This is a genomic window from Vibrio ruber DSM 16370 (assembly GCF_900163965.1).
In the GTDB taxonomy this organism is placed as follows: domain Bacteria; phylum Pseudomonadota; class Gammaproteobacteria; order Enterobacterales; family Vibrionaceae; genus Vibrio; species Vibrio ruber.
The window spans coordinates 1-24,211 of the sequence record NZ_FULE01000063.1; the positions used below are offsets into that span (position 1 = coordinate 1).

Consider the following 24,211-nt stretch of genomic DNA (forward strand, 5'->3'; position numbering starts at 1 on the left):
CTGAAGTTAAATCCCAAGTTTATTCTACTGTTTCAGCCGGTTTATTCTCCGTGGGTGAACAAGATAGAGAAGCTTTGGCACGCTTTGCATGAAACAGTGACCCGGAACCATCAGTGTAAAACGATGTGGCAATTATTGCAGCGGGTACGTTACTTTATGGATAACGTTTCACCATTTCCCGGTAGCGGTTATGGTTTGATGAGAGTGGAGCATAATTAGGATCAGTTATTTAGATAAACGGTTTTCTGGTATACAAGGGAATACCTTAAAACGTTATATGCATCAAAGCTATTCGTCGATGCGTCCTATTCATGTTGTTGCTGCATATTCATGAATAACTATGGTTCCGATGACTGCATTTTTTCATGGATTTAAGCAAAATAAACTCTACCGAGGCATGGGAGATAGTGTTGTTGAAGCCCTTGTTCGTGTTGGACGTGTACCAACAGAAGTCATAGAACTTTTTTTATCGATGATTTGCAGTATGCTCAATGAAGAATCAAAACAAAGTTTTCTGACATTCAGACAACAGATAGAAGCAGAGTATGGATGTATGATAGATCATAGTCACTTGTTACCACCGGATGTTCTGGACATTAATGCCTTTGCAATTGACTATTACCATTCAATTGCTCTTACAGTAAAAAAATTCAGACACGAAAATAATCTTTCTATTGACACTATATCTAGAGTTCTTGGTTTATCAGAATATCAGTATAACATTTTGGAAAATCCGAATAGAACAACACACTTTCCTGTATCTATCGGTTTCAGAGTTATGCAGGGTTTTCATCTCGATGCTCATGTGAATTTCATCAGTGAAATGAAGCAGTTCCCCGAGTTTCACAAACTTAGACAGGTTCAACATGTACGAGATTCTTTAATGATAGAGGCACTTAGATTACTTGGAGAAAATGAACGAAAATCAATGATTAAAGTTCTGATGAGTTTGTCAGAACTATATAGATAAAACGTGATACCTATCATTTCACTGTAAAAGGTCAACTTAAAACGGACATAGATTTAAGTTGACCAAGTTGAATATAAATTTAAAAATAAGATTCAATCATTCATACAAATTCTTGTAATTTTTTACTTAAATTTATATAGAGATCAGCCTGTAAAGTTAAAATATTACATAGTTTTTCTGGATGTTCTAAATGAACAAAATGGTCAGCGTTATTAATTGTAATAAAGTTACAATTTGTTAGTTTTTGTGAAAAATTAAATACGCTTTCTTTAGTAATATATGGGTCGTATTCACCCACACAAATAGTGCAAGGTGTCTTTATATTTTCTATATTATCAGGGTGATGTACTAATAGCCTGACTGTATTCTCAAAGAATATATTCATTCTGTCCGGTGACATTTTAGATATGTTTCTTTCGACCACTTTTCGGATTGCTTTATTTTGGGGAATATCAGGATTATCGACTGTCATTGTATTGGTGAATAATTTGGCGAACTCTTTGCTGTCACCCATTGATGCAGCAATCATTTTTTTGGTCGCATATCTGCCTGATTCTGGGATGCTTGGAAGCCCTCCACATATCGACAGACTAATGATATCGGGGCAGAGGACACAAAGTTCAACCGATATTGCTGTTGCATATGACAAGGCAATAATATGGATTTTTTTCATACCCATATAATGAATAAATTCTAAAAGCATCATGGCCTGCTCTCGAATACTAATGCTGGCATCAAGCGGTTTAGTACATCCAGTTCCGGGAACTTCTATAGTGAAGCAATCCAGATGCTCAGAAAATTTACGAGAGAATGAATCAACTGATTCGATCTCCTGTAGAGCGCCAAGCAGAAAAATGACCACATGTTCTGATTCAGATTGATGATTCTTGTACAAAGAAAATCTGAACAGGTTGTTATTGAGAATTATTTGATTGATTTCCATTGTGTTTCTCCTTTTAGAAATGGAGAGCAAAATATAAATCATTCATATAGATAAGAATAAACAGAAGCGATTGCATCGCGTCATCGCTCATTGGGTACAAACGATGTTGGTAGGCTTATGAAACAAGATAAATCATCTCACTCTCTGCTTGATGCTGATCAACCTGTCAGAGAGTTTATTGCATCCCTTTATGAAACCTTCAGCGCTCAGCTAAAACAGCAAGATGACCCACGAGTCAAAATTGAATACTTTGGTGGGGTAATCGAAGTTCAGCTTGTCTCTTTTGACGGGATTTATGAACGACCAAAAGCTGAGAAATAGCATTAACGTGATTGCTATTCATCAATAAGGCAGTAAATCCACCTATTTATGGAATGTAAACCACATTAACCATCTGATTCTATTGATAATGGATCATCTGTTATTGTGCTGTTGTACAATGCTCCTCCTATATCGATATGAACTGAATTCATACATAAACAACGTCAAATGAACTATCAAACCATCCAAATCTACAACCTGATGAGTTATGAATTTGCTCAGGTTGAAGGGGATTTTTCATCCCTGAACGAATCGGATATAAAATCCGTAACGCCTGCCGGAATGCGCTGCTCTGATTTTCTTGAGCAGCTTCGCAGCGGCCATCAAGTCTTACTCACTGATACACCATCCATCCCCTTATTGATTCGGGATCGGGATGAATGGGGCAATCAATACTGGCGAGTCAATCCCGAGGTTGAGCCTCAGCTCGACGGACTGGCGTACAAGGCCTATACCGCACGGGCTGAGCTGGTCAATCATGGCATTGGCTCATCTTACGTCGGCAGTGTCAACGCCTCGGTGTATACTGAGCCTTATGTTGAACGTGAACCTGTGAAACTCACTTTAGCCGAGCGGCTGGCAAAACAGCGTCAGGAACGAATACAAGAATTAGATAACATTCAACTGCCCCCGTCATCATGGCAAGACACGTTTAACAAGCCACCGATCAAACCCTCTCGTTTTGCAAAATCTGCCCTTGTGCCGAGAGGAACGTGTAATATCGGTACGCAAAGAGAGCAACTCTCATCTCTGGGTGAGTATGCTGCCTATACGCTGGCGATTGGTCAGGGGGTTGGGACGGCAGCGACTGAAGACGCTTTTTTAACGCGTATTGGTGGTGCAGCACTGGCAGAGCTACCGAACCTGACGATGAAAATTGTTGGTCGGGCTGGCATTCTGGCCGCATTTATGCCCAGCCAACTTGGTGACGGCACGCTGTACAATGAAAATGACCTGATGGATAAAACCACGGTTGAAACCAATATCCGCTTAGGGTTCAATGCTGATAATCGGATTTACGGTTATCATGTCAATGGGGTGAATATTCCCAAACGTGAAGTGACTCGGGTCGGTGATAAATTTGTCGTTGAGTTAGAGCCGGATGTCACCATTGAATGGATACCGATGAGTGGTGATTTTGGCGGTAAACCAATCCTTGTCAATCCCATTCCTGACCTGAAAACTTACAATATCTGGGTGTATCCGGAGGCTGAGCAAGGCCAAGAATTTGACAACACCTACATCACGCCAATCGCTGATGCAGATTTACAAGACTATATTCTGACCTTTCCGGCAGATACCGGACTCCCACCACTGTATGTGGTGTATAGTCATCAAATCCGTCAACCGAATGGTCAGTATGGTGCGAGTAAATATCCCAAACCGGAGCTAAACCGAACATCTCTTCGGGCTGAGACCAAAAGACAGATTGAAGCAGAGGCAGAAAAGTTAAATGGTCATTTCGTCGATGAAGACGGCAACGTAATTACAGATTGGCATTATGGACATCGATTTGGAGTTGAAAACCGACGTATTCTCTTAGCGGCTGATGAGATGGGAATGACGCAGGAAGAATTGAATGATTTTGTGAATTCACACCCTGACTATTTTCTGATTGAGGATGCCAAGACCAACCTTAGTCATGTCAATGAAAAACCGGGCAGTGATGACCTAGAAAAGATTCTTGAAGATATGGACAAATTTTTAGAGAAGAGACAATTGAAATGAAATATACCGAAAGACCGGAGTATAAGCTTTTTAAGGCCTTGAGGAATGGGCAAATACAACAAGCTGAAACATTGATTAAAGACGGTGCAGACATTCACAGAATATCAGAATCGGAAAAATGGAGTTACTTGCATAAAATCCTGATGTCAACGTCTACAGACCCAGAGGAAAGTCCTCCGATTGAGTCTGTCCAATACCTCATTGACCAAGGGCTGGATGTCAACGCAATTGATAGCTATGGCTATACGCCACTGATTTATGCCGTTCGTCAACGCAACGTCGAGGGGATCCGGCTCTTGTTGGAAAACGGTGCTGATAAATTGATTGAGCACAGAGGCATAGATAGCATAAACGCCCTTCGAATGGCATTTCGAGGAAAACCATTTGTATATGATGTTGTCAAACTATTGCTTGATTTCGGTGCTGATCCTGATGCTAAAACAGAAAAGGGAAAATCAGTCCGAGAGCTTGTTAACTTACTCGATGACATGGATCCTAAGATTATTGAATTAGTCAGTCATTACTAAATAGAACCCACCATCAATCAGGGTAGTGTTTAAAACGGAACTCATCCAGAGCCGCATGATGTTGTGGCTTTTTTTGTATCAGCCCTTTTCCTGCAAAATCGGGGCTTGCAAAGATAGTCAATATGTTTAAAAATCAAGCAAACCTTAAATTAGACACTTCATTGTTGTTCATGTAAGTCTATGATTATTCAAAACAATTGCGTGTAGCAATGCGTGTATAAAATCGGTTTTTTTAATAAGCAATATTTTAATTAATTTCAATAAAATCATATAGTTATGATTGTGTTTAAATAATCCATGGATGATTTTTCAGGATTGCCTGAGCAGGATGCGAATCAATCCTCCCCTGATTCGGTGCGCTGAACGTAAACCTCAGGCATTTTTGGATACTTTTGGGGCTATAAAAAAGTATCTGGGGCGCTTTCGGAGATGCGAATAAAATCGAAGAAAGTCATAGCGTCCCAAACACCTGCATCACAAATTTTATCCTTCCAGCCTCCGGCTCCCAAAGATGACGTGAAATCTAAAAACTACCCATGACTGATTCATTCCAAAACCACGTCACCGCCTGATCCAATGCCGGATGATTTAGCGCCAAGTACCGTTATTTATGAGCAAACTGTAGAGCAAAACAACAAAGGCCATCGACAGCCCCATGATACTGAGCATTCTGACCGCTGATTCCGGATAATAGTTTTGCAGGTTGGGAAACAGAAAAGAGACATAACCGATAGCCGGAATACCCAGATAGAAACTACCGAGATAAGGTGAGAGGGGCTGGTGATAAAAATAAGCGAATGTGATGGCATACGAGAGATAATAAGCAGTAAAGAGCCATTGTGATGTATTCAATGACTTCCAGCGGAAAGGTACAATCATCAGTGGTAAAAATACCCACATCATGGTCAGCATGTCCTAAAGGAAAATGGATGAGTTTGAATCTGGGATGAAATAGTGTACATTTTTATGCAAATACATGCTTATATGATAGCACAGTTGTATCATGGCAATGATAAGATTTGTGTGTCTGTATATCGTTGTACAATTCGAGGGATACGCGATATAAAAATGAGCCTTGCGAATGCAAGGCTCACACTATTGTTCACCGGTTTAACCGGCTACCAGATCGGCTTGTTTGGCTGGTGTTGAGGTGCTGGCGTTCTCTTGACGATTGAATAATCGTTCCACCAGCCAGTCGGCCGCCAGAGCGCAAGCCTCGGCATTGGCATTATGCGCGTTGTGCTCCGCACCTTTAAAGTAGACTTGCTGCTTATCGCTGGTGGTTGCCTCTTCATAAATGCGTTTGACGTTCGACGACGGAATTAAAAAGTCCGGACGGTTGTGAATAATCAAGAGCGGGCGGTCAATCTTGGTTGATAGCGTATCCATCCCGAAACGGTCAACAAATGGGTAAATCTCATCAACTGCCACGTTACCGCGATAGGCAAACACCGCTTCAAACTGAGGGTGTTCTCTGACACTGCTCGTCAGCTCGTAGCCACCGCCCATACAGACAATTGCTTTGACTTTATCCCGCTGCGCTGCTGCGGTTCTGGCCACCAGCAATCCGCCCATACATAAACCGTATAAAGCAATATTGTTGCCTACATCAGTCCGGTCAATCAGGTAGTCAATCATGACCTTATGTGCCAGTTCTGATTCCGGTTCAACACCGATACCATAATGATAGAATGTTTCTCCCTGCCCCGGACCGTCGATATTCAAGACTGCGATTCCCCGCTCAAGAAAGTGGGTAATCACATAATGAACTTCTTCTTTAAAGCCGGTAATACCACCGGTCGCAAGCACGACCGGGACATCATCACTGCAATTTAAAGGCTTCATCAGCCAGCCAACCAGTTTTCCTTCCCGATAGGGAATTTCGGTTCGTTCTGCGCTAAAGCGAGTATCGAGTGAGAGTGCCCGGCTGAATACCTCTAGCTCTTTCTGATATAACGCTGATTTTTCGTCGTCAAACTCGAGAATTCCGTAATGGGAGATCCGATATAACGCGGCCGCTTTATACGAGAGCTGGCAGGCACTGAGCTGATGTCCTGCTGCCTGTTTTTCTAAAGCGACTTCATCGAGGTGGTGTGCCAGTGAGCGGCAGACTTCGACGCAGTCTTCACCTTTACGATTGACGCGGTAGTCGATTTTTTGGTAGTCAGAAAAATCGATACCCCGGGCATTTAATCTGGCCGGTGTTTGTCCTTTTGGTAATGGGCGTGGTTGAGTCATGATGATTTCTCCTAAGCTGCGACGGTTACGGTGAGCAATTCATGCAGGATGTCAGCAATGACATCGACGTTTTCTTTGTCCAGCATGGTGTAATGGGTTCCGGGGACGACGAACTCTTTGATTGTCGATTGTGCAAAACATTGCCATTGTGCGATTTCGGTGCCTTCAACCAATGAGATGTTCAGCACATCCAATATCTCTTGGGGTTGGAACACTTCTGCTTTAAAGAAGAGCAAATCTGCTTTTAGTTTTTCGGATGGCATATGCGTTCTCAATGTATTGTGATTACTGCGCCATAGTTCGTAGTACAGTTTGAATTCTTCGGTACTGAATCCCCAAGGAACCCAGCCTTTCTGTTTGAGATAATCGACCACATCTTCAAGCGTGTCACTTTTCATATCATTGAGCGGTTCTTTGGTGTTAAAGAACATGCCGCAGATGACGGGGAATGACGCCAGGAACTGCTGTTCGCTGAAGACCGTGTTTGAGAAGTATGCTTGTGGCGGATGGCTGTCAAACATAATGACTTGCTCGATAGTTCTGCCCGCTTGTTCGAACTGAAGCGCCATTTCCAGCGCCGCATTGCCCCCGAATGAATGACCGGCAAGGATCAGATTACCGGTTGGGTAAAGCGCGGTTATTTTCTCGTTATAATGGCGGGCTAAATCACACATGGAGACGATGTCATTGCCTTCATCGCGAAAGGGGTACTGAATCCCATAAACGGGGTGACCTTCCGGCAGTCGACGCGCCAATTCTTTACAGCCCATCACGGTGCCGCCTGCCGGGTGAATCAGGAAGACCGGTGCGAGATTGCCTTGGTCGTTAAAGCAGACGATATGTTCATCCAGCGTAGAGTGTTCACCGATATGTTTGAGGTTATAAATCACCTCAGAGAGCTTGTTCAGAGTATTGTTCTCAATAAATGTTTTGTTTGACAACGAAATCTCATAGAAGTCTTCTAACTCAACATTCATCTGTAACGCGGTAAAGGAATCTCCGCACAGTTCATAAATATCGGTGGTTGCTGCGCAAGGAATCGCTTCACCCAAATCATCGAGCCAGAGTTGCCGGATTTTGTCCTGAATACTTTCCAGAGTTATCGCGGTGTTGTCAGTGGCTGGCAGCTCAGTATCCGCTGAGCCGGTGAGCGCGTCGGAACCATTCGTAATCGTCGGTTCAATTTCAAACACGGTCTGGTCAAACGCATAACCCGGTAGGGAGACTTTCCGGACGGACTGAGTCGCATAGAATTTTTGCCAGCGAATCGTCAGCCCTTGTTGCCACAACCAGCAGAGCATGTTGAACACATCGTTGTTGCTCAAATAGGAAATTTCGCTGTCGGTCTCTGCCACTTTTTTGTTGTCTGCGTTGTAGGCATGAATCATCACTTTATCGATCAGTTCATTGGTGTAGAACATTTCTACTTCTAACGGTTCTATCACCATTTGCTCGCATAGTTCCGCCCAAAAGCGGTGTTTTTCTGACAGTTCAGTGAAATTGAAATAATGGGCACTGTTGATGAAGGTTTCCGATAAGGTCATCTCCTGAGTTTGATAAATCTTAATCCGGCAGATTCCGCTGGGCTGATACACTGCACTTTCGGTGAGTGCGGCGAGATTCCGGCGTACTTCTGCAATGTTTGTGGCTTCCATCCAGTGGCGATAAGGGAAGTGATGTCTTCCGGCAGCCAGTGTATAAGCAACATCAGCCAGATCTTGATCGGTGTAATGGTGAGTTGCAGCAGCGATTTGCTGGCTATTGCGAATTAAATCTTGTGCTGTCCGGCCGGACAGTAAGATGTGTTGTGGTTCGGCTGGTACGTGCGAAGATGATTGTTGATAGATATCACCTGATTCCACAATCATATGCGCATTGGTGCCACCCAGCCCGAAAGAGCTGACAGCCGCATAACGGATCGCTGCGTCATCATGCCAGTCAGCCAATTGAGTGTTGACTTCCAACGAACTGTTATCGAGTTCAAGCAATGGATTGGGCTGATTAAAATGAATCTGAGGCAGCAAGGTATGATGTTTCATCATCAATGCAACTTTGATCAATCCGGTAATCCCAGAAGCGGTATCGGTATGGCCGATATTGGCTTTGACCGAGCCCAGTTTGACTTTCTGACCTTGATGACCGGTATAAATGTCTCTGAGAGCATTGATTTCAATCGGATCCCCCAGTTTGGTGCCGGTGCCGTGGGTTTCCACATAACTGATCTGACTGGCATCGAGTCCGGACAGGCTCAGAGCATCTTCAATCACTCGCGATTGTCCGGAAATGCTGGGGGAGGTGAAGCCCATTTTATCCTGACCATCATTATTGATAGCTGAGCCTTTGATCACACAGTAGATCTGATCGCGGTCGCGTAATGCGTCTTCGAGCAGTTTCAGAACAACAATGCCACAACCATCACTGACGACGGTACCGCAGGCATCCTGATCGAACGGACGGCAGTGACCATCAGGCGATAAGATGCCGCCATCTTGATATTTATAGCCGGCTTTGACGGGGAATCGGATGGTAATGCCACCGGCCATGGCGATATCACACTCACCGTTGAGCAGACTTTGGCAGGCCATATGAACCGCCACCAGTGAGGTTGAGCATCCGGTTTGAACGGTCATGGCTGGACCGCGCAGGTTCAGTGCGTGCGAGACGCGTGTACAGAGAAAATCTTTCTCGTTACCGAGGATGACCGGGTATTGATTCATTTCATGGCGATAATCTGAATGAAAAATATGGTGGGACAGATAGGTATTTGAACTGCTGCCGCCATACAGTGCAATGTCACCCTGATAGGTGAATGGGTCACACCCTGCATCTTCTAATGCGTGCCACGCGGTCTGTAAAAAAATCCGCTGTTGTGGGTCAGTTAATAGCGCGTCCCGGTTCGAGATATTAAAAAACTTATTATCAAATCCGGTTGCGTTATTGATGATACCAGCCCGTTTGACGTAGTTTGCGTCCTGACTGTACCAAGGGTCACTTTCTTGCAACTCTTCATCGGTGAATGTGGTTAAACATTCTTTGCCGTGTTTGAGATTATCAAAAAAGTCTTGAATATTATCAGCCTGTGGGTATTTGCCTGCAATCCCGATGATTGCTACCTCTATGCCATTCTTTTCCATCTTATGCACCATTTAATTGGGGTTGACGTTGTCTTCTGTTTTTTAATTGATTGATTCTTTTCTGCGCTCTTGCCGTTTTTTGCGAATCGGTCTCTTTGTCGGGCGCAGTTGTGGTTTTATCGGATAAAAATCGCGATAAGCTGCGGATATTCCTGTATTTAAATAAGTCAGTGACCAATAGCTGACCGGGGTAGTGTTGGTTCAGTTGCTGATAAACTTTCAAGATGGAGCTGGAGTTCCCTCCCATGGTGAAGAAATCGCTTTCCAGATCGATTTCATCGAAGCCGAGAATTTTCTGCCAAATCGACAAAATGGTGATCTCTGTTGCTGACTCGGCAACCTGATTGCGGACGGTCGGTAAGAGTTGGGTTGATATGTCATGCAACCGCTTCATATCGACTTTGTTATTGACGGTTAATGGAATTTCATCAGTGAGATAAAATTGTTGCGGAATCATATATTCCGGTAGATCGGCTGCGATCTCCTGAACAATCTGTTCGTAACTAATTGGTGTGTTCATCAACAAGTAAGCAATGAGAATGGTGTCATTGTCGGTTTTTTGGGTGGTTACAAATGCTTGAGAAACCGCCTCAATCCGCGATAGTTTGGCCTGAATGTCACCCAGTTCAATCCGGAATCCGCGTATTTTGACTTGATGGTCGATGCGACCAAGGTAATCAATTTCTTGATCACTGATAAAGCGTGCCAGATCACCGGAGCGATACAACCGCAGTGTTTCACCACCCAGTGTTTTTTCGATGAATTTTTCTGCCGTGAGCTCGGGACGGTTAAAATACCCTTTGGCTAATCCTTCACCGGCGACATACATTTCTCCCGGCCAGCCAATCGGTAACGGGTGGCCGAATGTATCCATCACGACGACGCCTAAATCATTCAGGGGCATTCCGATCAGGCTGCCCCGGTCATCAAGGCAGTCTTGTTGCGCCAGCTTACGGTAGGTGACGTGAACGGTCGTTTCTGTAATGCCATACATATTGATTAGGCTGACGCGTTCTCCGTAGGTGTTATACCACGGTAATAAGCTCGCCAGATTAAGGGCTTCACCACCGAATACCACTACCCGTAGCTGCCGGAGTGATAGCTGATTACGGATACAACTTTCACTGAAGCGGGAAAAGGCGGTCGGTGTCTGGTTGAGAACAGTCACTTGTTCTTGCTCGACCAACTGCGAGAACTCTTCAGGGCTGCGTGAGATCAGATAAGGCACAATCACGAGACGGCCACCGTAGAGCAGAGCACCAAAGATCTCCCAAACCGAGAAATCAAAAGCAAATGAGTGGTAAAGGGTCCAGACATCGTTTTCAGAAAACTGGAAGTTATCGTCGCTGGTGGTAAACAGGCGGACGACATTGCGATGGCAAATCTGGACTCCTTTCGGTTTACCTGTCGACCCAGAGGTATAAATGATATAGGCCAGATCTTCACTGTCCGGTAAGGATGACGTCAATGAGCCGCTCGGCGTTTGCTGTGCCAGAGCATCGAGAGCGGGCACGACAACTCGTTCCAGCAATGGCTCAAATCTTGCGGTGAGACTCTCTTCAACCAAGCCGTTGACAGCCTGAATATCAGACAAAATATCACTCACGCGGCTATCGGGATACGCGGGGTTAATCGGTACATAGCAGGCACCGCATTTCAGTACGGCAAGGAGCGCGACAATCATGTCAGGGCCGGGGTTGAAGCACAGTGGGATTTTATCACCGCGCTTCACGCCATATCCGATCAGCTGGTGTGCCAAGTTGTCAGCCAGACGGAATAATGACCGATAGGTGAGTTGAGTGTCGTTGTAGCGAATCGCCAGATGATCGGGATACTTTGCTGCGGTTTCATTCAGCCAGTCCACCAGTGTGCGACTGGTGGTGCCGGGTTGGATTGTCAACGGACGCTGTGCTTTGTTTGTGGTGAAACTAAATTCGCAGAGTGCACGTTCCGGCTGTTGCAGACAGACATCGGAAAAATGGACAAAGTTCGCCAAAATACCTTCAGCGGTTGCATGACTGATCACGTTATCCTTGTGAAGGAGGAAAATATCAAATCCGTCAGTGGTTTCTTCTGCCACCATCAGTAAATCAAACTGGCAATCAATTTGTTCAATGTCGAAGGGCTCTAGTGTTGTCTGATCGATGGTGATGGATCGCCCTTGAGAACCATACAACAAAGAGGACAGGCTGCCCTGATAAGTTTGCGAGAGTTTTTGGAAATTGAAGCACACATTAAACAGCGGGTTGGTACTGAGTGAACGCTCCGGTGCGCAGGCTTCAACGATCCGCTTCAAGGGAAGCCGGCTGTGATGCAGCGCATTCAACATGGTCGTATTGCCTGTTGAAAGCATGTCATTGACTGTTTGATCCGGAGAAAAATGGTAGGGGATAGGCAGAACGTTGACTGCATAGCCCAAACCAATTTCCGGGTTATTCTTTCTCATACTGACGGATAAGCCCATACAAAATTCGGTTTGTCCGCTCAGTCGGTATAAGGTCATGGCAAATATCTGACTGAGCAACCGAGCAGGGCTGATACTGGCGTGAGCACAGTATTGTTTAATACTCGAATACAAGTTGCCTTTGATTCTGGTTTTACAAATACTGCCATTAAATTCATTTTGAGGTGGCGTATTCGGTAATAATTCAAGCGCAGTCTTTTTATGCTTTAATTGTTCTGACCAGAAATTAATATCATCCTGATATTCTTGGCTATCAATATATTTAGATTGTAAATCACTCAATGTTTTTGACGAGGATAAATGCTGATAGTCACTTTTAAATAACTGCTTAATGATAGTTTCAATAAAATGAAAATCAGAAATAATATGGTGTACTCTAATGACAACGAGTTTTTTTTCTGTGTTCTCGTTGAGATGGATCTTGATTAAACAACTATCTTCTTTTAGATCGAATTTCTCTGATAATACATTGTGAATGAATTCATTCTCATTCATTTCTTGGTGATATTTGATGATGTTGTCAATATTAAAATATGGTGAAGTATATTTTAATAATTCAGAATTGGTGGATCTAAAGTAACTTCTTAATTCATTATTTTGGTTAATGAGGGCAATAATTTTTTGACATAAATCACTTATATTTGTTTGTTTTTCAAGTTTAAATGCGACTCTGAGTTCATTCTCCCGGCTGGTTGAATTAAAGCCATCCACGAACCACATGGCTTCTTGAGCGCACGAAACGACGTAGCCTTCGGTACTATTCATACTGACGAATTCCTGTAGATATAATTGTTTTATATATTCATTTGTAATGAGTTATCAATGATATTTTTATATGTGTATATATTTATAAAATTGATATAAAAACATTACAATGGGTTTTGGGTTATTTCTTTAATTACTCTCATAAATTTAATTTATTTAATTAAATTTTAACTATACGAAGACATATTGGGGAGGGTGTATATTACAGACATGTTCTCACAAACGAGTATTAGTAATATAAACAACCAATATAAATATTCCGTATTCGATTGATAAATAGTGTGCATGTTTTAATCATTGGATGAATACATTATTTAATAATGAAAGGCATCACTAAATAAGCAATATATCAATGCAACTATGTTCACTTAAATTTGTTTGATAAGGTATACACTTCTATTTAGAAGTCAAGAAATATTTTGTTACATTTGGCCATTTTTAAGTCTAGATGAGCCGTTGTGATTTACAAGGTTATTGTTATTTTTAGATTTATTATCTTATTACTATTGTTTTTGTAGTTTTTAAATCTATTTTGAGGTTTTTTTGTCAGTTAAAAGATATTTTATTTTGTTACATGTTTGGGTGGTTCCATCAGGCTTTATTACATCGAAAAGTGGGTTGATGATGAAGGCTAAGGCAGGGTTGAATCTTTCGTGTTCGGGGGCTTACAGAATATTGTCGGTGATCATATCGAGAACGTTAAAGAGCACTTCGATGCTGTAGACGGCATTGGGGACGACGGCTTTGATACTCTCGACGGTTACCGACCAGACCTGACTGGCGAGTTTGTCATAACAACGCAGCAGGCGGTTTTCGTCTTCTTCCCCCCAATTGCGGCTGTGCAGGTTGCTTTGCCGGCGGCGATTTCCAGATCAACATTCAAGTCCCCCGAACGGGCAACATAATGCAACAGACTGATGCCATCGTTGATCAGCGTCTGTGTTTCGATCAGGGCCGCGGTTGGTGCTGTTTTATCAGCACTCGATAGCGTGTCTGAAGCGACGCTCCCGGAGGAGCGCCGACTGAATGCGCGAATAACCATATTGATGAGCACTCATTTGTGTCTGTAACTATGTGGCTGCATGGCGGTTATTGCATGATTAATACGCAAAATGAGCAATCTCATATCCAAGGTAATCGGACAGCGCGCACATCCCGCCGCGATTGTTCCAGATCGCTGTCGGGCTATTCACACTATATTCATTCGCAGCACTGGGGGGACGATTGGTATAAACCCGGACCGTCCCCGAGGGTTCAATAATCGCCCCCGACGGGAAGGTAAAGCTGTGTGTATTACTCATGGCGGTGAGCTGCCACCCGGTGATATCAACACGATCTCCGGAGGTGTTATGTAATTCAACATATTCGTCACCCTCAGTTCTGAATTCATCGCCTTTATAGTGCACGTTAGATATCATCACATGCATATGAGCCGCTTTCCCGTAAAGCCAGGTTGAGATGACTTCGCCGCTATGATTGAACAGCGTGGCTGTATCTCCATGATTGTTCCAGATCGAGCGGTTTGAATTAAAACTATGTCGGGCACCGGGCTGGGTATAAACCGTGACAGATTCACCGCCCCGGAGCAGGGTGTCCTCGGGGAAAATATAGTCTTGATGAGGGTTTCCGGCATTGATCCGCCACTGACCGATATCGCAAATGACATGGCCCCGGTTAGTGATCGTGATGGACTCATCTCCATCGGGCTCCCCGAGAAAATCCAGCCCGGTGATCTGGAGATAAAACTTCACTTGTAAATCGTTCAGAGCTGCCCAGTAGGCGTCCATCTTCATGGCGTCCAAAGGGTAGGTTGACGCAATCTCTTGACTGAGCTGCTGCGTTTTCAAAATGATATCTGATGACACGGGTGTTCTCCTTTTATGTGGTTTCATCCGTAGCTGTGATCGGGTCGTTTTGTCGTGATAAGGTGAACCAATCACCAATGGTTTTATTTATCCCCGATGGCGTTCTGCCAAAAACATCCCCCCGGACAAAGCTTTCGACATCATCATAACCGGCACTTTGATGGTTGAACCCCATGATCTGATAGCGTCTGTAAGAGGTGGATTTCAATGCAGCTTCCCGCTCCAGAGTCAGTGCTTGCTGTAAACGCTTATACTCTTTTTTCCCTCGGTGTACAGTGAGCGATCCCAATCTTCCGGCACTCTGGCGGAATGGTTGATGCGAGATATGCTCCGGGCCAAGGCGCGTGCGGAAGATGAAAAATATTCACCGCTTCAGGATTATTTTTCCGTCGGTGACGACGCGCTCATGACGGCCAAGCCTGTGGGAATAAAAATGCCCTGTATCACGGATGAAGGGATTCGTTATCAGATTCAATGGATTCCGTTATATATGTTGTGTCCGTGCCGTTTTTTCAAAGTAGAACGTCTGTCTCTTGAGTTAAATGCTTACCTTGAACAATCCGGGCAACAGGACACCACAAAGTCTGCGCCGAAGGTGACTTTATTCAAAAAATCGCGCTGGTGGAATATACCGATCAACATGTCGTTGCAGTTTTCAGAGTCATAGGGGGCAAAGCATCTGTATCGAGTATGATGAGAACTGGCCTGAAGATCCATCCCCGGAGACTGATTGACTCCGGGGATGTCACCATATTTTATTCAGTGTGATACGCCAAATATGCTTGAGCGGGTGAGCTGCCCATATAGCGGGTTAAGGTTTTTTCTGCAACCTGACGAAGGTCGACCACAATCAGGCCGTCCAGTGAATCATGAAAATCCGGGTCAACATTGAAGCAGGCGAACTTACCGTTCAGACCTAAATATTGACGTAACAGAACCGGTACGCCTTTCCCTTCATCAATCCTGGCAATAACTTTGGACAGGAGTTGTAAGTCTGCCAGTGCGCTGAGCAGATGAATATTCCAGTCATGGTATTTGTGGGCCGGCAGTGGGTTGGTTGGTTTGACTAACTGTGCCTGCTCCGGATCGTAGTAATTTAAAGTCATGGTTTGCGCCAGTAACTGGCGGGCGTCATCACTATATTCATTACTGATACTGACCGGGCCAAACAGGTGTGTATATTGTGGGCGGTGGGTTACAAATGTCGCAATCCCTTTCCAGAGCAATAGCAATGACGCCATGCTCTTCTGATAAGGCTGCGCGACAACGGAGCGTCCCATTTCTATCGATTTACCCATCTGATGAATAAACTGGGGATCGTAGTTGAACAGGGTGCTGGAATAGAGCCCGGCTAAGCCATGTTCTGCCATCAGTTCATCGACCAGACCTAAGCGATAGGCACCGACCAGTTCATCGGCTTCCCGATCCCAGATAAACAGATGGAAGTAATGCCGATCGAACTTATCGATATCCAGTGCCAGCCCCGTTCCTTCACCAACCTGACGGAAGTTGAGCTCCCGGACGCGGCCGATTTCGTGCATGATGCACGGGATCGATGCGGCTTTGGCGCAATACACATCAAATTCATTGTATTGCAAAATGTGCTCCTCAGCGGATAACCGGGCCAGATCACTTTTCAGGTCATCCAGCGGTAAACGAGGTGCGACAGGAGGGAGGGTGAGATCGCCATCTTGCTTATTGCGTTGTTTTTGTGTTGCCGGGTTAAGCAGATAGGTATTAAAGCGAAGGTAATGGACTAACTGCTCATCATTCAGTGGGGTGATTTCTTTATACTGAATCGGCTGACCAATGGCGATCTCGATGGCGCGGGATTTTTTATTGAGGAGTTCGCGTCCGAGCATCAGCGTTCTCAACAGCGGGTGAATTTTGCCTGCCATATAGAAACGCTTGGAGTTTTGCCCGTTAATAAAGATGGGCACTGACGTTGCGTGGTGTTTTTTAATTAAACGACTGACAGACGTGCTCCACGCTTTATCCTGTAGTCGTTGTTGTTTGATATCGACCAGATGAGACACCTCTCCGGCGGGGAAAATCAACAGTAAGCCCCCTTGTTCCAGATGGCGATGCGCTGTACGCATCGCTTTCAGGTTTGCCTGTTGTGCCTGATTGGTACTGAAGACATCGACGCCGATGAAGAGCGAATCCAGCTCGGGAACCGTTTTCAGATAGTGATTGGCGAGAATTTGGACATCGGAACGAATTTGTAACAGCATTTCAGCCAGAATGACACCCTCAACGCATCCGAGCGGATGGTTGGCGACCACAACGGTCGGGCCTGAAGCGGGAATATGATTTAAGGCGCCTTTAATCACCCGATAATCGATACCTAAAATTTCCAGAGTGAATCTTAAAAAGGTTTGAGTATCGCAGTTTGCCGGGCGTTGGGCATAAAATTTATCTAATTTGGTTAAGCCTGTTGCCCATTCCGCAATGTGTTCACCGACACCAAATGGCGTCTTTTTGGGTAGCTTAAAAGGACTGTTCGCTAGCATGTCAACCTCGAATCATGATGATGATCCTCATGCTAGGCTGGATTTGTTGCAGGCTTGCTTCAGTTTTGTGAGGCTTTCATGTCATACCAGTGACGTTCTGATGACCTTGTTATTGCAAGATGATGAATGCAACTTGATTTATTTCAAATAAGTCGTGGTTTCATGCCTGATAAGTGGCTTTGCTCTTGAAGCTTTTTCCTTGAAGGAGGAGACTGATCATTTTATGGTTTGACTCGCGCTTTAGACCAATCGAGCCATAATCTTTTTATATCGAATCAAGCAATACCAATCAGGGGAAATTTATGTTCCAAGCTCTCTATATCGACAAACAAGGCGATGATTATCAATGTTCGCTGAAAACATTGCAGGATGATGCGTTTCCATCACACGGTGATGTGGTTGTTCAGGTTGATTATTCTACGCTGAACTATAAAGATGGGTTGGCGATTACCGGAAGTTCACCGGTTGTTCGCTCATTTCCGATGGTGCCGGGGATTGATTTCTCCGGTGTGGTTGAATCAAGCCAACACCCTGATTTTTCTGTTGGTCAGCGTGTGTTAATCAATGGTTGGGGGCTGGGCGAAAAGTATTGGGGCGGTCTGGCCCAAAAAGCCAAAGTGCCGGGGGATTGGTTGCTGCCGGTTCCGCCGACGCTTAGTAATTTTGACGTGATGGCGATAGGGACAGCCGGTTACACGGCAATGCTTTGCGTGATGGCATTAGAAAAACATGGTGTATTACCGCACAGCGGGCCAGTGTTAGTGACCGGGGCAAATGGTGGCGTTGGCGGCTTTGCCATCGCATTTCTGGCAAAACTCGGTTATCAGGTCGTGGCCTCGACGGGGCGCCCTGAAGATGCAGAGCGGCTTAATGCACTCGGTGCATCGGAAATCATTGAGCGTCAGAGTTTATCTCAGCCGGGGAAACCGCTGGCAAAAGAACGTTGGGCCGGGGTGATTGATTCGGTCGGTAGTCATACATTAGCCAATGCTTGTGCCTCAACGATGTATGGTGGTGCTGTGGCTGCTTGCGGGTTAGCTCAGGGGATGGATTTCCCTGCCAGTGTGGCACCGTTTATTTTGCGGGGTGTGACTCTGGTCGGGATTGATAGCGTGATGTGCCCAATGGATACAAGACATATGGCATGGGACAAAATTGCCGGGTTGGTTGATTCGGATATTATTGCCCAAGCCAGCCGGGTGATTGGCATGTCGGAAGTGGTTGAAACCGCGCAGGCATTACTGGCAGGTAAAGTGGCAGGGCGTGTGGTTGTCGATGTCAATCAGGACTGATTCATCCCAGCTTGGTTTTGCCATCACCGGAGAGTTGCTCTCCGGTGATGGTTTGGGCAGATTCTGTAATTTTCTCTCAAATTACGGTTTAACTTTTATCATGCAAATGGTTACGCTTAAGCGTTTAATGGTAAAATCGTGAGCTTTCACCCCATGGCTTTTTATAGCCTTACTTTTCAAATTATTACTTTTCAAATGCTTACTTTAAAATGAATGGTCAGTTACGCGATACCGGTTAATAAGCATCAATTGACGAGAGTCCTATCATCGGTGAGTGTTGCTGTGATGCTACTGCGAAAATCGATCGTACATATAGATTGTCTCTTTGTCTTTTATTCAAGCTTTTCTATATTTAGCAATATTCTGCGTGTTTAATGAATGTTGTGATCAGCGGTGTTTGACCAATTTTGTCTCTAAAATCATATATGAGCTTTATGTTGTATATGTTATTTATCTTGAATTTATTTCAGATTTATTGGTCGAATGACAACAAGGTGTAGGATTCTGCTCTTGAAATGATTCAGTTGAAGGTGTGACGGTCATTTTGTCGGAAAATTGCATCGACATATTTTTAAGGAAATAGACATTGTATAAAGTAAAAGTTTTGCTAGGACCGCTCTATCCGATTGTTAGCGCTGCGATTGTTTTTATTGCGCTTTTTACCGTTTCCCGTTTGGGGTTGTCTTTATGGCAGATTGAACGGGTGAATGACGCTCAGGGATGGGGAAATATCTTCTTGGGTGGTTTACGGGTCGATGTGTCATCCGTCTGTTATTTGTTGATCTTACCTGCACTTCTTTCTGCTCTCTTTTCCGGGGATCATCTGCTTGGACGTTGTTGGCATGTGATTCTCCGTCTCTGGCTGACTGCCGGATTATGGTTGGTTGTGTATATGGAAGTCGCAACTGTTCCGTTTATTCAAGAATATGACCTGCGTCCGAATCGATTATTCGTGGAGTATCTAATCTATCCGAAAGAAGTGTTTGGGATGCTTTGGAGCGGCTATAAATTGGAGTTGCTGATTGGTCTGGTGACGTCGGTAGTGACAATTTTTATCGGCTGGCGCTGGTCGAAAAACTTGGTCACGGGGCTTTCTTTCCCACGCTGGTATTGGCGTCCGGTGATTGCTGTTGGTGTGGTGGCACTGGGGGTAATGGGCGCCCGATCAAGCTTTGAACATCGGCCGATGAATCCGGCGATGGTGGCATTTTCCAGTGATCCATTAATGAATGATTTTGCCCTCAACTCTTCTTATTCGGTCATCTTTGCTGCCAAACAAATGGGCGCAGAAGCAAGTGCATTTCAGTTTTACCCGAAAATGGCCAAAGAGAAAATTATCGCAGAAGTAAAAGCTTCGATGAATGTTGATCCGCAAGATTTCGTTCCGGGTGACAAGCCGACATTAGCCCGCCATCAAGCGCAATATCAGGGCAAGCCAAAGAATATTGTGATTTTGCTATTAGAGAGTCATGGGGCGCAATTTGTCAGTCATCTCGGGGGAATTAATGCCTCTCCGAATATTGATCGCTTAATCGATGAAGGCTGGGCTTTTACCCGGATGTATGCCACGGGAACCCGTTCTGTACGTGGAATTGAAGCGGTGACAACCGGGTTTACACCGACACCGGCGCGTGCGGTTGTGAAACTGGGTAAGAGTCAGACCAACTTTTTTACCATTGCCGATCTGCTGAAAACACAGGGTTATCACACGCAGTTCATTTATGGTGGAGAGAGCCATTTTGACAATATGAAGAGCTTCTTCCTCGGCAATGGTTTTGTGGATATACAGGATTTTCCAACCTTTCAAGCGCCTGAATTCGTTGGGTCATGGGGGGCTTCCGATACCGACTTGTACAAAAAAGCAGATGAGCAATTTACTCGACTGGATGCACAAGGAGAGCCTTTCTTCAGTTTAGTGTTCTCCTCATCCAATCACACACCGTATGAGTTTCCGGATAGCCCGTTCGAACTGTATAACCAGCCGAAGAATACTCAGGAAAACGCCGTCAAATATGCCGATTATGCCTTGGGCCAATTTGTGAAGCAGGCAAAACAGTCAGCGTACTGGAATGACACGATCTTTGTGGTTGTTGCTGATCATGACGCTCGTACCAGCGGTAATTTACCGGTGCCGATTGGTCACTTTAAAATCCCGGCGATTATCTTTGGTGGTGGTATTGAGCACCGACTTGATGATCGTTTGGCAAGTCAGATCGATCTGCCACCGACACTACTATCTCTGGCCGGGATCAGTAGTGTCAATCCGATGGTCGGCAATGATATGACCAAAACCGTTCCGGTCGATAAGCAACGGGCGTTGATGCAACGGGATAAAAACTTTGGCTGGATGACGGCTGATAATCAAGTGGTGGTGATTCGTCCTGAGCAGGGGATTACAACTTACCGGTATGACCCGCAACACGATACGTTAACCGACCATCCGGTGGCTGAACCTATCGTCGACAGAGCGCACGCTTACGCCATGTGGGGCAGTCTGGCTTTTCAAAACAACTATTATCAAGCGCAAGAGAATTATCACTCGCCTCAGGTTGAGTGATTGTTTCAGAGGGAGCAGCTCAGGCACCCCCGTTTCAAGGCGCGGAACGCCATGTATTTATATTCATGATGAGAGGTGTTTTTTCTATTGTCATGGCCGTGATCGTGCATATTGCTGCAATAGATCGTCCACTTTGACCTACACTTGAGAGATGTAGGTTGAATTGGAGAGATTGATGGCAGATCAAAATATCGGACAGATACTCCAGTCTTTTAATAATATCGAATCACGAATCCAAGAGCAGAATGGTATGCTACGGGAGCTGACTGCCAAGGTGAAATCGCTGGAAGCTCAGAATAAGCAACTGGTTCAGATGATCCATCAATTACAATCATCATCATCGCCTCCGCCTGAGCAATTTGGTCAGAACAAAGCTGAATTTCAGGAGAACGTTACGCGAAGTTTGCGTTCGATTGAAGATAAGTCGAAGAAAGCGATTGAACTGATTAAAGCCAATGGTGGTAAAAAACGGGCTTGGCCATAATGCAACAATGAGCGTGATATAAAGGTATAAAAAGGCAGCAAGTGATGCTGCCTGAAGTTTTTATTTTGAGCAATTTGCATCGACGATGTAGCTTGTTTGATCAAATTTTTGCCATGCGCCAGTGCCAACGCCATCGACGACAAGAATAGACACCAGGCCAAAGTCGATAAATACCCCCAACAATGTGGTTGGATCAAATGACTTCGTTACAGGAATTGTGACTGAGTGGCAATTATCTTCTTCGACGCGAATCGTATAGTTTTGGTTTTTCTTGAATACGGTAATGACATTACCGTCGCCAAGATATGCGTCATTCACATAGATTTTAGCCGCTGGGTTTTTACTACGAATTGATACTTGTTGACTTGTGCCGTTAAACATCGCTGCACAACCAGAAAGTGTGACCAGTAAGATAAAGCTGATTAAAAGTTTTTTCATGTTTCGCTCATGGGTTTTGCAAAGCGCGCATTTTCTATGATTTATAATTTAATTTGAAGTTTTATTTTGAAGTCTATCAATTAATTGCGCTTTTTTAATGATAGTTGTATTATTTTTGAGCGATAAAAACACGAAACCAAGCACAAGTTCTAGAATAAAGCGACGGTGGAAGTCAGCGAATGATAGTCGTTATTTTTCACTACCATTGAAAAGTTCTGGTATGGTTAAAAAATAATCTATTCTATTTATTGATATAACAATAAAGAAAAGGATTATTTTATGAAAATGCATCTATTGACAGTTGGTATCACCGTGTTGGCTTTAACCGCTTGTTCGATGACTGCTGTAAATCCGCAAGAAGAATATAACAATACCCTCCTCATGACCTTTGACAAAAACAAACCTGAAACGAAGGTTTTTTATAACGGTATTCAGTGTGTCGATGAAGGTTCCGATGCTAAAAAAACGAGGCTTTGTCGCGCCTATGCTTGGGCTGAGCAATTAGAATTTAAATACGCCAAAGCGGCTAATACCCAATACAAGTATAATACAGCTTATGATGCGGCTTTGTTGGCTGGAGCTGTTGCGTCAGGAGTGATATTACTCGGTAATGCTCATATCGACGCCATCAAATCTGCCGGTGTTTTTATTGCAGGTGTGACAGGGATGAAAAGCTACCATCAACCCATATCGAGAACCGAGTTATATTTGTCTGCTGAGAAAAAGATGGCATGTATTACCCAAACCAGTCATTTGATCTTACAGGATGAAAATTCTGAACAGCAAGTGAAAACACTCGGTGATGAGATGATCAAAAGCCTGAATATACTGGGTTCTGCAACATTTGATGATGGTATCAAGTTCATTGAAGAAGGGATAAAAAAACCTGACACTGACGAAAAAACTATGGCAAAAGGGAAGGCTGCCTTGGCGGCTTATCAAACATTACTGGCTAACCGGGCCGGGTTGTTACAAGAGGCGCATGAATCGCAGTACCTGATCTCTTCGATGCCTGATGCGGTGATTGCCGCAACAAAAGAAGCCAATCTTGCGGTAAAAAATCAACTGTTATCCAACCGTCCGGATATTAATACCATCATTGCTAACCTGAATACGCAAATGACTAATATCCGCAAATCTGCATCACAAGAGGGCATGTATGATGCTATTTTTCAGTCGGTAAATGATGTCGATAATAAAGCGGCAGGAGAAGAGAAAGGTCGTTCAACGTCTACACTCAATCAATCGATATCTGCTGTCAATCAACTACTCGGCTATATTAAATTTACGCGGGAGAAATTGAATGCAACGAAAGCCCGGTATGTTCGTGCTCAAGAAGCGTTGAAGCTATGCCCGGCGGTGAGTTTCTAAAAAAATCTCTCAGAATTACTAAAATATCCTCCTTTTCAGGAGGATATTGATTCAATCACTCATTCGTCTCGCAGCATGACATCGAGCTGATCCACCAATTCGGCCCAATCGGCATCTTCCTCAATTGCCTGTTTTAAAAAAGCAGACTGGGAAGCGGTCCAAAAACTTGCTTTATGGAGCGGTGTCGAATCCCGAGTGTATCGATGCTTCTTCACGAAGTCCTTAATTTCGTCCGGTGAACTTCCTAAACCAAGCTGTTCGAATAGATCCGTCATGTCGTGTTGAGATATTTCCATGGTCTGCCTCCTTCACTGCGTTCACTTACCTGAAGTATATACGTTGTTCAGGATAGTGTTGGAGGTCAACTTGTAGTGGTACGGTGAATTTGGCCACCTGATTAGAGGTGTTAAAATACACCTCATAGCATGACAGGTGAAACTATGACCAAGCGTACCAGACGCACTTTCAGTGCGGAATTCAAACTCGAAGCAGCGCAACTTGTTCTCGATCAAAACTACACCGTTGTTGAAGCTGCAAAAGCCATGGGTGTTGGTAAATCGACAATGGATAAGTGGGTAAGGCAGCTCAAGCAAGAAAAAAA

21 protein-coding genes and 1 pseudogene are annotated in these 24,211 nt (G+C 44.4%); 12 read left to right on the plus strand and 10 right to left on the minus strand.

The genetic code is table 11. The features are described from left to right. Nucleotides 1-219 (plus strand): annotated as a pseudogene (locus VR7878_RS18990) (IS630 family transposase); the annotation flags it as partial. A gap of 121 nt (nucleotides 220-340) precedes the next feature. Further along, nucleotides 341-970 carry a hypothetical protein gene (locus VR7878_RS18995; protein WP_077337566.1) on the plus strand — a complete coding sequence of 210 codons (630 nt, stop codon included), beginning with the start codon at nucleotides 341-343 and terminating at the stop codon, nucleotides 968-970. A 100-nt stretch (nucleotides 971-1,070) separates the two neighbouring features. Here the strand turns inward: VR7878_RS18995 and VR7878_RS19000 are convergent, their stop codons facing one another. Continuing rightward, nucleotides 1,071-1,913: an alpha/beta fold hydrolase gene (locus VR7878_RS19000; protein WP_077337567.1), complete on the minus strand. Its 843-nt coding sequence runs from the start codon at nucleotides 1,911-1,913 to the stop codon at nucleotides 1,071-1,073. A 117-nt stretch (nucleotides 1,914-2,030) separates the two neighbouring features. Between VR7878_RS19000 and VR7878_RS19005 the strand changes: the two genes are divergently transcribed. The 3 genes from VR7878_RS19005 (at nucleotide 2,031) to VR7878_RS19015 (ending at nucleotide 4,489) form a co-directional block, all read left to right on the plus strand. Then, nucleotides 2,031-2,234, plus strand: a complete 204-nt coding sequence (locus VR7878_RS19005) for a hypothetical protein (RefSeq protein WP_059122514.1) — start codon at nucleotides 2,031-2,033, stop codon at nucleotides 2,232-2,234. A gap of 168 nt (nucleotides 2,235-2,402) precedes the next feature. Next, nucleotides 2,403-3,962, plus strand: a complete 1,560-nt coding sequence (locus tag VR7878_RS19010) for an S-type pyocin domain-containing protein (RefSeq protein WP_077337568.1) — start codon at nucleotides 2,403-2,405, stop codon at nucleotides 3,960-3,962. Then, the gene (locus VR7878_RS19015; protein WP_077337569.1) at nucleotides 3,959-4,489 is read left to right on the plus strand and encodes an ankyrin repeat domain-containing protein; all 531 of its coding nucleotides are present in this window, start codon (nucleotides 3,959-3,961) and stop codon (nucleotides 4,487-4,489) included. Before VR7878_RS19010 ends, VR7878_RS19015 begins: the two co-directional genes overlap by 4 nt. Before the next feature lie 588 nt (nucleotides 4,490-5,077). Here VR7878_RS19015 and VR7878_RS19020 read toward each other — a convergent pair. The 4 genes from VR7878_RS19020 to VR7878_RS19035 all read right to left on the minus strand — a co-directional run bounded on the left by VR7878_RS19020 (nucleotide 5,078) and on the right by VR7878_RS19035 (nucleotide 13,090). Beyond that, nucleotides 5,078-5,392 carry a hypothetical protein gene (locus tag VR7878_RS19020; protein WP_139344157.1) on the minus strand — a complete coding sequence of 105 codons (315 nt, stop codon included), beginning with the start codon at nucleotides 5,390-5,392 and terminating at the stop codon, nucleotides 5,078-5,080. Between the two features lie 207 nt (nucleotides 5,393-5,599). After that, nucleotides 5,600-6,727 (minus strand): alpha/beta hydrolase family protein, encoded by a 1,128-nt coding sequence (locus tag VR7878_RS19025; RefSeq protein WP_077337571.1) that lies wholly within the window; start codon nucleotides 6,725-6,727, stop codon nucleotides 5,600-5,602. An 11-nt stretch (nucleotides 6,728-6,738) separates the two neighbouring features. After that, a complete protein-coding gene (locus VR7878_RS19030) occupies nucleotides 6,739-9,861 on the minus strand; it encodes a beta-ketoacyl synthase N-terminal-like domain-containing protein (protein ID WP_159440507.1) in 3,123 nt (1,040 codons plus the stop codon). A gap of 1 nt (nucleotide 9,862) precedes the next feature. After that, nucleotides 9,863-13,090, minus strand: coding sequence for a non-ribosomal peptide synthetase (locus VR7878_RS19035; RefSeq protein WP_077337573.1), 3,228 nt, complete (start codon nucleotides 13,088-13,090; stop codon nucleotides 9,863-9,865). 653 nt (nucleotides 13,091-13,743) lie between these two features. Between VR7878_RS19035 and VR7878_RS21145 the strand changes: the two genes are divergently transcribed. After that, entirely contained in the window at nucleotides 13,744-13,995 is a 252-nt protein-coding gene (locus tag VR7878_RS21145) for a hypothetical protein (protein ID WP_159440508.1), read from the plus strand. Between the two features lie 195 nt (nucleotides 13,996-14,190). On the opposite strand, the gene VR7878_RS19045 is transcribed toward VR7878_RS21145, so the two are convergent. Next, entirely contained in the window at nucleotides 14,191-14,955 is a 765-nt protein-coding gene (locus tag VR7878_RS19045) for a lamin tail domain-containing protein (protein WP_159440509.1), read from the minus strand. A 13-nt stretch (nucleotides 14,956-14,968) separates the two neighbouring features. Next, the gene (locus VR7878_RS19050) at nucleotides 14,969-15,244 is read right to left on the minus strand and encodes an N-acetylmuramidase domain-containing protein (protein ID WP_235862917.1); all 276 of its coding nucleotides are present in this window, start codon (nucleotides 15,242-15,244) and stop codon (nucleotides 14,969-14,971) included. A gap of 27 nt (nucleotides 15,245-15,271) precedes the next feature. Between VR7878_RS19050 and VR7878_RS19055 the strand changes: the two genes are divergently transcribed. Then, nucleotides 15,272-15,622 carry a hypothetical protein gene (locus tag VR7878_RS19055; protein ID WP_077337576.1) on the plus strand — a complete coding sequence of 117 codons (351 nt, stop codon included), beginning with the start codon at nucleotides 15,272-15,274 and terminating at the stop codon, nucleotides 15,620-15,622. A gap of 88 nt (nucleotides 15,623-15,710) precedes the next feature. On the opposite strand, the gene VR7878_RS19060 is transcribed toward VR7878_RS19055, so the two are convergent. Then, nucleotides 15,711-17,468 carry a bifunctional lysophospholipid acyltransferase family protein/GNAT family N-acetyltransferase gene (locus VR7878_RS19060; protein WP_077337577.1) on the minus strand — a complete coding sequence of 586 codons (1,758 nt, stop codon included), beginning with the start codon at nucleotides 17,466-17,468 and terminating at the stop codon, nucleotides 15,711-15,713. Between the two features lie 302 nt (nucleotides 17,469-17,770). Between VR7878_RS19060 and acuI the strand changes: the two genes are divergently transcribed. The 3 genes from acuI (at nucleotide 17,771) to VR7878_RS19075 (ending at nucleotide 21,801) form a co-directional block, all read left to right on the plus strand. After that, nucleotides 17,771-18,760: an acrylyl-CoA reductase (NADPH) gene (gene acuI, locus VR7878_RS19065; protein WP_077337578.1), complete on the plus strand. Its 990-nt coding sequence runs from the start codon at nucleotides 17,771-17,773 to the stop codon at nucleotides 18,758-18,760. A 586-nt stretch (nucleotides 18,761-19,346) separates the two neighbouring features. Continuing rightward, the gene (locus VR7878_RS19070; RefSeq protein WP_077337579.1) at nucleotides 19,347-21,317 is read left to right on the plus strand and encodes an LTA synthase family protein; all 1,971 of its coding nucleotides are present in this window, start codon (nucleotides 19,347-19,349) and stop codon (nucleotides 21,315-21,317) included. Nucleotides 21,318-21,492: 175 nt separating this feature from the next. Beyond that, a complete protein-coding gene (locus VR7878_RS19075; protein WP_077337580.1) occupies nucleotides 21,493-21,801 on the plus strand; it encodes a hypothetical protein in 309 nt (102 codons plus the stop codon). Nucleotides 21,802-21,861: 60 nt separating this feature from the next. Here VR7878_RS19075 and VR7878_RS19080 read toward each other — a convergent pair whose 3' ends face one another. Beyond that, complete coding sequence (locus VR7878_RS19080) at nucleotides 21,862-22,239, minus strand: PEGA domain-containing protein (protein WP_077337581.1); 378 nt, start codon at nucleotides 22,237-22,239, stop codon at nucleotides 21,862-21,864. 279 nt (nucleotides 22,240-22,518) lie between these two features. On the opposite strand from VR7878_RS19080, the gene VR7878_RS19085 reads away from it, so the two are divergent. Further along, nucleotides 22,519-23,610, plus strand: coding sequence for a hypothetical protein (locus tag VR7878_RS19085; RefSeq protein ID WP_077337582.1), 1,092 nt, complete (start codon nucleotides 22,519-22,521; stop codon nucleotides 23,608-23,610). A gap of 59 nt (nucleotides 23,611-23,669) precedes the next feature. Here VR7878_RS19085 and VR7878_RS19090 read toward each other — a convergent pair whose 3' ends face one another. Continuing rightward, on the minus strand, nucleotides 23,670-23,906 hold the full coding sequence (locus tag VR7878_RS19090) for a DUF2789 domain-containing protein (protein WP_077337583.1): 237 nt from the start codon (nucleotides 23,904-23,906) through the stop codon (nucleotides 23,670-23,672). Between the two features lie 144 nt (nucleotides 23,907-24,050). Here VR7878_RS19090 and VR7878_RS19095 point away from each other — a divergent pair. Then, nucleotides 24,051-24,211, plus strand: a 161-nt coding sequence (locus VR7878_RS19095) for a transposase (RefSeq protein ID WP_077333472.1), incomplete at its 3' end; no start/stop codon positions are given.

Bases quoted from the DNA above. Each gene is read 5' to 3' on its own strand.
- VR7878_RS19085 (WP_077337582.1), top strand. From the start codon at position 22,519: ATGAAAATGCATCTATTGACAGTTGGTATCACCGTGTTGGCTTTAACC.
- VR7878_RS19075 (WP_077337580.1), top strand. From the start codon at position 21,493: ATGGCAGATCAAAATATCGGACAGATACTCCAGTCTTTTAATAATATC.
- VR7878_RS19000 (WP_077337567.1), bottom strand. From the start codon at position 1,913: ATGGAAATCAATCAAATAATTCTCAATAACAACCTGTTCAGATTTTCT.
- VR7878_RS19060 (WP_077337577.1), bottom strand. From the start codon at position 17,468: ATGCTAGCGAACAGTCCTTTTAAGCTACCCAAAAAGACGCCATTTGGT.
- VR7878_RS19015 (WP_077337569.1), top strand. From the start codon at position 3,959: ATGAAATATACCGAAAGACCGGAGTATAAGCTTTTTAAGGCCTTGAGG.
- VR7878_RS19090 (WP_077337583.1), bottom strand. From the start codon at position 23,906: ATGGAAATATCTCAACACGACATGACGGATCTATTCGAACAGCTTGGT.
- VR7878_RS19080 (WP_077337581.1), bottom strand. From the start codon at position 22,239: ATGAAAAAACTTTTAATCAGCTTTATCTTACTGGTCACACTTTCTGGT.
- VR7878_RS19025 (WP_077337571.1), bottom strand. From the start codon at position 6,727: ATGACTCAACCACGCCCATTACCAAAAGGACAAACACCGGCCAGATTA.
- VR7878_RS18995 (WP_077337566.1), top strand. From the start codon at position 341: ATGGTTCCGATGACTGCATTTTTTCATGGATTTAAGCAAAATAAACTC.
- VR7878_RS19010 (WP_077337568.1), top strand. From the start codon at position 2,403: ATGAACTATCAAACCATCCAAATCTACAACCTGATGAGTTATGAATTT.
- VR7878_RS19030 (WP_159440507.1), bottom strand. From the start codon at position 9,861: ATGGAAAAGAATGGCATAGAGGTAGCAATCATCGGGATTGCAGGCAAA.
- VR7878_RS19055 (WP_077337576.1), top strand. From the start codon at position 15,272: ATGCGAGATATGCTCCGGGCCAAGGCGCGTGCGGAAGATGAAAAATAT.
- VR7878_RS19005 (WP_059122514.1), top strand. From the start codon at position 2,031: ATGAAACAAGATAAATCATCTCACTCTCTGCTTGATGCTGATCAACCT.
- acuI (WP_077337578.1), top strand. From the start codon at position 17,771: ATGTTCCAAGCTCTCTATATCGACAAACAAGGCGATGATTATCAATGT.
- VR7878_RS19035 (WP_077337573.1), bottom strand. From the start codon at position 13,090: ATGAATAGTACCGAAGGCTACGTCGTTTCGTGCGCTCAAGAAGCCATG.
- VR7878_RS19020 (WP_139344157.1), bottom strand. From the start codon at position 5,392: ATGATGTGGGTATTTTTACCACTGATGATTGTACCTTTCCGCTGGAAG.